General features: G+C 40.3%; 10 protein-coding genes and 1 pseudogene. 2 read left to right on the forward strand and 9 right to left on the reverse strand.

Annotated elements, in window-relative coordinates; genetic code table 11:
• Window positions 1–204 (reverse strand): annotated as a pseudogene (locus VB740_RS15490) (hypothetical protein); the annotation flags it as partial.
• 237 nt (window positions 205–441) lie between these two features.
• Between VB740_RS15490 and ssb the strand changes: the two are divergent.
• Both ssb and VB740_RS15500 read left to right on the forward strand, forming a co-directional pair.
• The gene (ssb, locus tag VB740_RS15495; protein WP_029631537.1) at window positions 442–825 is read left to right on the forward strand and encodes a single-stranded DNA-binding protein; all 384 of its coding nucleotides are present in this window, start codon (window positions 442–444) and stop codon (window positions 823–825) included.
• Window positions 826–898: 73 nt separating this feature from the next.
• Window positions 899–1,318, forward strand: a complete 420-nt coding sequence (locus VB740_RS15500) for a hypothetical protein (protein ID WP_323200871.1) — start codon at window positions 899–901, stop codon at window positions 1,316–1,318.
• Between the two features lie 231 nt (window positions 1,319–1,549).
• Here the strand turns inward: VB740_RS15500 and VB740_RS15505 are convergent, their stop codons facing one another.
• The 8 genes from VB740_RS15505 to VB740_RS15540 form a co-directional block, all read right to left on the reverse strand.
• Window positions 1,550–1,840: a hypothetical protein gene (locus VB740_RS15505; protein WP_323200872.1), complete on the reverse strand. Its 291-nt coding sequence runs from the start codon at window positions 1,838–1,840 to the stop codon at window positions 1,550–1,552.
• 2 nt (window positions 1,841–1,842) lie between these two features.
• Window positions 1,843–2,805, reverse strand: a complete 963-nt coding sequence (locus tag VB740_RS15510) for a ParM/StbA family protein (protein WP_323200873.1) — start codon at window positions 2,803–2,805, stop codon at window positions 1,843–1,845.
• 588 nt (window positions 2,806–3,393) lie between these two features.
• On the reverse strand, window positions 3,394–3,864 hold the full coding sequence (locus VB740_RS15515; protein ID WP_323200874.1) for a hypothetical protein: 471 nt from the start codon (window positions 3,862–3,864) through the stop codon (window positions 3,394–3,396).
• A gap of 93 nt (window positions 3,865–3,957) precedes the next feature.
• Complete coding sequence (locus VB740_RS15520) at window positions 3,958–4,320, reverse strand: hypothetical protein (protein WP_323200875.1); 363 nt, start codon at window positions 4,318–4,320, stop codon at window positions 3,958–3,960.
• A gap of 224 nt (window positions 4,321–4,544) precedes the next feature.
• Window positions 4,545–5,696 (reverse strand): ParB/RepB/Spo0J family partition protein, encoded by a 1,152-nt coding sequence (locus tag VB740_RS15525; RefSeq protein WP_323200876.1) that lies wholly within the window; start codon window positions 5,694–5,696, stop codon window positions 4,545–4,547.
• 3 nt (window positions 5,697–5,699) lie between these two features.
• The gene (locus tag VB740_RS15530; protein ID WP_323200877.1) at window positions 5,700–6,503 is read right to left on the reverse strand and encodes a ParA family protein; all 804 of its coding nucleotides are present in this window, start codon (window positions 6,501–6,503) and stop codon (window positions 5,700–5,702) included.
• Window positions 6,504–7,193: 690 nt separating this feature from the next.
• Window positions 7,194–8,438: a ParM/StbA family protein gene (locus VB740_RS15535; protein ID WP_323200878.1), complete on the reverse strand. Its 1,245-nt coding sequence runs from the start codon at window positions 8,436–8,438 to the stop codon at window positions 7,194–7,196.
• Between the two features lie 548 nt (window positions 8,439–8,986).
• Entirely contained in the window at window positions 8,987–9,310 is a 324-nt protein-coding gene (locus VB740_RS15540; protein WP_323200879.1) for a hypothetical protein, read from the reverse strand.
• Window positions 9,311–9,424 lie beyond the last annotated feature (114 nt).

Below are 9,424 nucleotides of genomic sequence, written 5' to 3' on the forward strand. Positions count from 1 at the left end.
GGTTTGTAAATGTCTTGATTGCAGGTTTGAGCGATTAGTATTGCAGGTCGCTACACCTAACCAGGTAAGATTTTCTACCTGCAAAGAAGATGAGTAGTCAGGAGTCAGCTGGTTTTGGCTATTTTCATCGAACTGTATCCACATCAAAGCCAAAAGCATCAGCTTACAAATACTTACTCGCTTCAGGAGAAGATATTCAGGCATAAGTCATTACTTATAATTTTTAGATACAGACCACATTAATTGCGATACCACCATAGCACAGAGTAACTCGTCCTTCCCTAGTAAAAACCACAACTTTACGAGAAACAAGTACAAAAAATAACTTATGAGTATGAATAAAAAAGAATGTGGTTTAAATAAAACAACTCGTCAAAATAATAAATCCTGAAAGAACTAATGCTAACGCAGTAATAAGAGAAATATATAAATCCTCGCGTTATGAACTATATCAACAAAGTCATGCTGGTTGGCAGATGCGGACAAGAACCAGAACTTAAATATTTCGAGTCTGGCGCAGTTAAGGCTTCAATCTCTATTGCAGTAAGACCACCCTATAGAAGTGAGCAAGCCCTTTGGTTTGATTTAGTCGCCTGGGGAAATCAAGCAGAAGTGATTGGAAATTACGTTCGTAAAGGAACTCAGATTGCAATTACTGGCGAGTTTGGATTTGATCGTTGGGCAGATAAAAATTCTGGCACTATGCGGCAAAAACCCGTAATTACAATCAACGCTATTGAATTGTTAGGTTCACCCCGAAAGGAGGAATCTACATCCACTTCTGCACCAAACGAAACACAGACTGTAGCTAACGCAAATTTCTAGGAAATCACAAATCGCCTATGCAGTATAAATCGTAGGCGATAAACCATCAAATCAATCTACAAATAAAACGAACATGATTCATAATACTGCAACTATCAATCTTAAGTCAGTGAACACTACCCACGACAAAGAAGGTTCCTTGATTGCCTTTGGGATCGCCGAATTCTACTACCGTTCAAAGGAAGGAGTAGTTGCTGACGAGATGCCATTCCGTTCCAAGGGCGCACCCGCCGTCATTATTAACGAACAGGGGGAAGGCGTACACGGCACAGCAGAAGGATATCTCGATTTGCTAGTTGATAACAGGGGTGATTACAAAGAAAAGATTGCCACATTCGTAATCAGAAACTTTATGTCAGCACAACCCATCAACGAACTCACCCACGTTAGTAAAACCCCTCACTCGCCTAAAACTCCCGATTTTGCCAAGGAAATACTCGAAGATAACGTTACTTCGACAGATGAAGATTTAGACCAAGAACCTCCGTTCTAGACCCACTTAACTGAATAATGCTAGTACATACAGGCTTACTTGTTGGTACTGGCATTATTTTTTTTTACAGAAATCCAGAATAAAAAACCACTGTTTGGTAAAATCGCTGACATCAACTCATCTTATAGTACATAAATCCTAAAATACTTACACAAGAGCTAAATTTAAAACTTTTTTGACATCATTACCCCCACGGGTTGGGAATTACCATTGCCAACTTCATCTGAACAGTTACAAATCAAAATCAAGGCTAAATGTTTCCCCTTCAGAATCCTCTTCTTGCTCGTCTGTAATTGGAGTTGGAGTCCTTGAAGGAAGTTTGTTCTCCTCAGTAGTAATCGGCGTAAAAGCTACTTTTTGTGCAGGTAATCCAGCTTTGATGAAAACAAAATAGCAATCAACTATAAAGTAAAGCGTCTCCAAGTAACTTTTACCTAGTTGTTGCGATTCTGCAAATATGCGCTCTCGGTAATTATCTTTGAGCCGAACTTTTTCCGGTGCTAGGTCTTGTTTATCTGCCATTGTTATAGTTTCCCAGAGGTGCTTGTTGGATTCTTGCTGATAATGGTTTTTGCCATCTCTAAAAGCCCAAAGACATTCGCTTCTACTGGATTGTCCAGAATTTTAAACCCATTCTTCTCCAACAGTTTCCTAAATCCTGGTAACAGGCAACCTCCACCTATCGCCCAGATTTCATCCCCTTGGTGCTTGGCATCAAGTGTCAAATTTACTGTTTTCTTCAAGTATTTTTCATACCAGTCTTTCAAGCACGTACTGTATATATCTTTGATATCGATGTCACGGCTGTACTTGGTATGTCCCATTTCCAAACAAAACCGAATCTTGGAAGCATCCCCGATTTTTCCGCCATTTAAATGTTTCATCTTCTGGGAAATATCATCGATGAGAACTTCTACGCCTATAGGGTAGGCAGTGTGAACTTCTCGCTGACCCCGGTTGTAACGAGAATACAGGGTCGTACCATTACCAAAGTCTAAAATGGTTAGTTTTTTCGGTAGTGGATGCCCAAACAATGCACCCATACCCTCTAGTACAACTTTCAGGACTTCTACCTTTACATCTGATTGTTTGCCAGCAAGTATTGGCTGATATTCTCCATTGAGTACTTTTTGTAATTCTGAAGCTAGACCAACATCATGTAAACTGACGACTAATTTTAAGTGCCAAGCTTTACGATATGGCAGATGTGCCAATGCACCGAACAAAGTCAACAATGCGTTGTTGACTTTATTTTCATTATTGTCTGTGTTGCGGTCAAAATAATTTCCTGTACGGTAAGCTGACTCTCCAACGGTGTAAGCATTGCCGTTAAAAACTACACGCCCTGGCACATCTTCCATCTCGGCTGTTGAAATATAGCTCGGCACACGAACTACTTCAAATCCTTCGACTAAAAGTTTTAGACTTCCGTAGCCGTTATCGAAACCCGCAGGAAAAATTTTTTGTAACGTGTGAATGTTTGACATGAGGGATAAGTCTATACACTTTGATTTTTGGAAGTTATCTGTTCTGGTGCAAAGGGGGAGCTCTTGAGTAAGGGAGATAAAAATAAATTGCTATAAATTTTTACCCTCCGCCCCCTGCTTTTTTCTCCAGTCTCAAGAGCTTATCATAACCCCTTGGGGGCTAAGTGGGGTATAAAATTTAATTGAGTCAAATATACCCCACTTAGCACCTATATATACCCTATGCAGGGGTCATATTCTTGCAAAAGTACTAACCTATATTTGGGGTATACATAGCCCCCATATAGCCCCCATAAACAATTTTTGAAATCTTTTTTATCAACACAGTAGAAATTAATTTAGATGGTTGACTATTTGATTTATGCTTTAATATCAATTTTTTTATTACCAAATTTAGCAATTTAGTTCTCCGCAAGAAATAAGCCAAGGTTCTGATCCACTTGGAATTTAGCTACGACAAATTGCTCGTTTGGACAAGCTATTGCAAGACTTGAGATTTTCGTTTGGGCTTGTAAGCTCAATACTGCTAGTTGAAAAACAGTACAGTCTTGATCTATAAGTTCTTGTTTATTACGTAACTTAGAGTTATTACTTGCTTACAGGTTCAGCCTTCTCGACTGAATTATCATTCACGCCCAAAGTCAATTGCAAAGCCTGCTGTGTCGGGTACGCTTTCACGACCTGCCGATAAACTTCATAGTTAGTAGGTAGCGTATTCTGTGCATTACCCACTCCATAGGTCAGTTTATACTTGACATCTTTCACCAATTCAGGTTTGCCTGCCTCTTCTTGAGATTTATTGCGTTGTTCAACTTCATCAACACTTGGTCGTGGCGGTAAAGTAGGCCACCATAACCCCCGATCATCTGGGCCAACAACTGCTTCTGACGGTTTTACTCCATTCCGATTCAAGACTGAGGTAGTAGCGAAGGTTTCAATGCGGGGTTGAGGTTCACTAGTTAGGTTATTGGCATACTTAACTTGCCAGGTATAACTGGTGAGTGCTGTAGCTTCATACTGTTCAGTAGTAGCGGTGCTGCAACTCGTGAGTGTAAGCATCGTTAGTGCAGTAATTATTGGAGTTAAAAATCTCATTTGCATTATCAATCGTTAATATCTCTTACCAGTCACTCTTAAAGAGGGTGTCTGTCATCATTGCTGCCAAGGTGAAAGAATCGCTGTTGTTGAAAGCACCTCCCCAGTTGTTAATCTGATAGCCGTCTGCTCACAATTAGGGCATTGGATTTTTACTTGAATTAGTGAAGGACGGCCTTTGTACTCTCCCATTACAGGTTCACCAGTGTACTCGCTGAGTATTCCCTGCTGACAGTGGTAACACTCGAATATAATCCGGCTTACTGGTTCATCGCAGTCTAAAAATCTCATATACTGAAACCGTTCTGCTGATAATTCTTGTTTTACTCTGGGAGATTCAGGCGATCGCTGTGGTTTGGATTGTTGTACTGATTCATCATCGGGGTCAGTGTAGACGCTTTGCAGCAAATCGAGTGACATCGCAAGTGATTCTACTTGTTGCGGCGATGGCTCATTCCCAACAGGCGTAGAGTGGGGGCTGAGATTTAACCGGAGTTTGCTCTATTGCTTCATTAGTAGGATTTGGGTTAGGTTGCGGTACAGTAGCATTGGATTTTAGTTGTTGTTTAAGTGGTTTAGATGGGTGTTGGGTAGAGATTTCATTGACATCTCCGGTTCAGTGAACTAAGTCTGACTAGATAGTATTAGTCCAATTTTTTCCGAATCTCTTTTGCCTTAGCTTCTAATACAGCCAATAAATCTCTCAGTTGCTCTTGCTGGATATCTTCGATCTTAGTTGCTGAGACATCTCGAATTAGAGAACTGATTTGGTGACTTGGTTTAGGCTTTGTTTCAGGAGCATGTTCAGCAATAGTTTGGGCAACTAGAAAACGAGTTTGAGCGACTGTTAGCCTTTCTTGCAAAACTTGTGATGTAGCATCTTGTCGGATTTTAAGAGCTTTAGTTTCCTCAATTTTTAAATTTTTAGAATTTAGTTTTTGGAGTGAACGGGCATGGTTTGCACCAAGTCCTGATTGTCTAATCGCAGTTTTTAAGTCTTCTGAAAGCCGTAAACAAGGAAATACATTTGCATCTACTGATGCTGGATTTTGTTGAAAACGTAGTAACAACAGAAGAATACTTTGTTCTATTTCGTCTAAATTAAATTCTTTAATGCCTTCTGACTGCTCTTTTCTAGTTAAAGTAACCAATTCAGTTAATTGGGGCAACAGTTTTTTTGCGTTTAATCTAGCTATTACTCTCCTAAGAGCTTTAACTACTTCTTCTTGTTCAATTTCCAGAGCTAACTTAGCCTGTTGAATCAAACCTTCGGCTAAATCTAGCTCATTCAAGCTTTCTCGGTGAAGACTAGTTAATAAGGTACGTGCATGTAATTCCTCTTCCGAAAGTTCTTTCAGAAGCATCACTGCATCAAGTGTTTCAATTTCTGGCTGTAACTCTTCTGCAACCGATCTCCATCTCCGTTCTCCATCAAAAAGGAGATTTCCCGGTAGTAAAATAATTGGCTGTTGTTGCCCTTCCTCTCTAATTGAAACAGCCATACTCCGAATACTATCCGAAGTAAATGTTTGCCTTGCTTGTTTCGGATTGGGTCTTACTTCACTATAGTGAATTTTAAAAATTCCAGATGCTTTCAAATGTTCTCGTAGGTCTTCAATAGTTTGATTGAGAAGTGTACGTTCTTCTTCAGCAAGCTTTCCCTGTGCCTCTTCATCTTTTAATCTTGTAATCTCTGCCTGTAACTCTTCTACTTGCTCTTCAAGCTCAAATCTCTGTTGTGAATCAGCAGCAGAAGCAAACATTCCAAGTACGCTCGGTTTGTTTGGTTTTGTCATTTATTAACCTCTTATTAGCTTAAGTTCTTGAACTAGTGCATCAACAATTTGCATAAAATCTCCTCTTGCCTCTTTACCCGGTCTGTAAATCCCTAGAGGTAGCCCTCTACCAGAAGCATTAAGAATATCCGCTGATTCTCGAATTGGGCTAAAATACTGAATTCCCAAATTTTTACAGACTAGGGGAAGTTCCTCAACAATACTTCTATGCGCTCCCCAATCACTTTTCCAACGAGTGGGAACTATACCTAATATTTTCGGAGTCGGTTTCAATCTCAGCCGCTTGCAGTTGAAATAGTACCACTCAATCATCGCAGCAGCACTTTGAGAAGCCTTGTATTCAGGTTGAATGGGAATTAACACGTGGCTAGAAGCTGCAAGAGCAGTCAGTGGTAAAGGCTCCAATGTCGCAGGACAATCGATAATTACAAAATCGTGAGATAAGGGGTAATCACTCAACCGATCTGCAAGAGTATAAGCTCCACGCAGATCCTTTGAAACTTCCCGAATTGTTTCGTGTAATTCTTTTCCGCCTTTACAAACTTGAATTTTGTCAATCTTACCTTGCCAAGCTGTAACTAAAGGCCAGTTCCCATTGAAGTCTGGATGGTAAACATTAGCCATTGTTCCCTGAGTTTTAAATTCTCCTAATCCGCAAAATAATGTCAATGATTCGTTAGGATCGATGTCTAATAGTGCCACTGAATAACCACGAACACCCAACTCATACGCAAGATTGTATGAAATAGTACTTTTTGCCACTCCTCCAGCGTTTGTCTCAATCGAAAGGGTCAAATTGGCAGGCATAATTTTTTCTCTTTCTTGATTACTATATTTCCGACTCCAGTCATGAGATAACGTTATATCAGTTTGTGCGAAGAATTTTGAGATAATGTTATATCATTTTTCTGATTTCTCTAACAAGGATTGCTATCAACACAGAGGTTGACTGCAAGTAATATCGACCTAGCTACACAGATTGCCTATTGTGGAATTGTACACAAAAAGAAATATACCCCGTCCAAGAGATATTCACTCAGCACTTGCTCAATCTAATAGTTCCGTAGGAAAGCATTATTGCCTTTGTGCAAGCTGGTTATTGAGTATAAAAACCAACGGCATAATTCTAATGTGATTTCAACCTTTAAAGCTGTGTCAACCAGCAGCTATTAATGCGACTTTTTTGAGCTATTGAGAAGAAAAATCTTCTGTTGACATAATATAACCACCTTGCCATGAAGATTCTACGCTGAACAACAGTCTTTGTTCAAAGTGTACTCGATTGAAGCGGGATAACAATATTCTCTATCTACCTGATGTCATTATAGAAAGGGGCGCTGCCAACAAGGAATTATTTTCAATCCCCCTAGAACTAGCTATTCTCACCTAACCACGAGTAATCGGCTCATTCATGCAGTGGTTATTAAGAAGTTACGTAAAAAGCATCCCAGAAGTGTAGTTGCAGTCCTTGTAACTACACTACTTTTTCTGAGCTAATCAAACATTCTCGTTCACAGCAATAAAGGTACTAGGTCGCTCACAAGGCGTAAAATTATACTTGCGTTTAACTTCTTCATCTGGATTATCTGTACTACCTTCAGCGGATTTAGTTAGCAGTACAACCTCAGAGCGAGTATAACCAGTCAACTCATCAAACTGAATAATCATATATTGGTAGAGCGCCCAGACATCCGCCATCCGATTGCCAATACCGCAAGATATCTCATCAGGTATAAAAATATTACCGTGCCAGGATACCTTAATTCCCTCTTTCTGGAAGTAAGCGTCTATTTCTGGACGAATATAATCCGCAGTCCCTCCGCAAAACACCAGTTCTTCAATATCCTCATCCATCTTCGAGCGCAACCATCTGACGATCGCACGCCAATATTCATCTCTAGCAAGCAATAAAGCCTTGGACATCGACTCACCATCAAGTTGAATTTCATCACCTTTGCGCTTGCGTGAGAGTTTCTGCATCACCTGGGAGTCACAACTAACTCCAGCTTCTACCAACACCTCGATAATATTGGGATTATCAGGGCTTAGTCCCGATGTCTTGGAAGTAAAATTATTCACCAGCCAAGACATACCAAAATTGCTGGTTATTCCCGCACCAATTGAACCACTGCGAAAGGTGAAAATACTTGCGTTGCGATAACCAAGCATTACATACATAGAAGCAGGCATATTATTGCCAAGCGATCGCCTACGGTGAAAAAATATCCCACTCCCCTCAGAAGCTGCATCATAACGAAGCATTTTTACCCGCATCTTACCTGCTGGTGTATCAAATCCTCGAAACGCATCCTTCAACCGAACTTGTAACTGTTCTTTGTCTTGCACTTCACCGGGCGGCAGCAAGATGCTCAAGTAAGCTGCAACATCATTACCCAGGTTCAACTTCTCTTTAGCCAGCCAAAATGCACCACAAATTTTAGGGACTGCCAGTTCGTACTTTAGCTCCTTCAGCTGCGATATACCCCCAAATCGACGACGGGCAAGCTCTCCCAAGGCGTAATACTCATCGCCTATTCCTACCCAAGTACGAGATTCAGGACTACCTTCTTGTTGAACGCTCTCAATCGAAGCTTTAGCAATATCTGCTACTTCTGAGTCGAAAAGTAAAACAACAGGCTTTCCCTCTGGATACTCTTGAACGATCGCCTTGGTTTTACTTGCACCCATGTCAATCGTAATTACTACCTTTTTTACGTCTGTTTTCTCCTTAGTTTTGGGCATATCTTTAATCTTTTATTACCTTTTACTATCGTTCCCAATTTAACCGAAATGGGAAAAATACTGTGGTGTAAAACACTTTCTTTACAGGGTTTAACAGCTTTTTTACATACAAAGTGCATAGAGAAAAAACTATTACGGCGATGTTCTTCGATGGCGCTATAGCATTCATACTCAACTCCATTGAGTAGAAAGTCCACTGCAAACAGCCGACAACTACAGCAAATTGCCAGAGGGCTGAAGTACCTCCATAACACTAATACCAAATCAAAACCGTAAACTCTAAGTATATTAGAGTACTAAAGATTACTTTAATACCTGATGATCAAAACACCTCCTAAATTATGACTAAATTACCCCAATCACACCCAAATTCTGTATCAACGAAAAGTTGAATTATTAAACAAAATTAGCTTTTTGCCTGTAATTCAAACAATGCGATTGTCATCATCACACCCCGTATTACCTCAACCATCCTCGCAATTACCCCAGTAAAAAGTATCGTTATTGTGCAGTCTTGTACGATAACAAGGTATGTCAAATGGGGTTAATTACACATTTTCTTTGCTGTCAAATTTTTGATCGCAGCTTTTACAGATGAGATACATGAAGTGATTATTCCAGGCGATCGCACCTCTAAAACTAGAATGCGATCGCCTTTCTAGTTCCGTCAAATACTGTTGATGCCCTCGACCAAAGGTTTTGACCAAATGTATGGCTGAAATGGTTTCATAGAACCTTTGAGCAATGCAAGTGCTTGAGGGAAAACTCCTTCTAAATGCGCCCAGTGGAGAGGTGCAAAGCACTTCTTGGTAACGGCGTCTGCTACGCGATCGCACTCCAGGAGATATTGCCCACAACGACAAACAGGACAAGGACAGGACTTACGCAAGTATCACAAGCAAAAGTAGAGAGTATGCTTTTCTCCAACACCTAAGGGATTTGCAGAAAAATAAAATACCAGCCATTCTAGAAGAGAGGAAGCGGTG

Origin of the sequence: Nostoc sp. UHCC 0251, from assembly GCF_034932245.1 — a bacterium.
Classification (GTDB): domain Bacteria; phylum Cyanobacteriota; class Cyanobacteriia; order Cyanobacteriales; family Nostocaceae; genus Nostoc.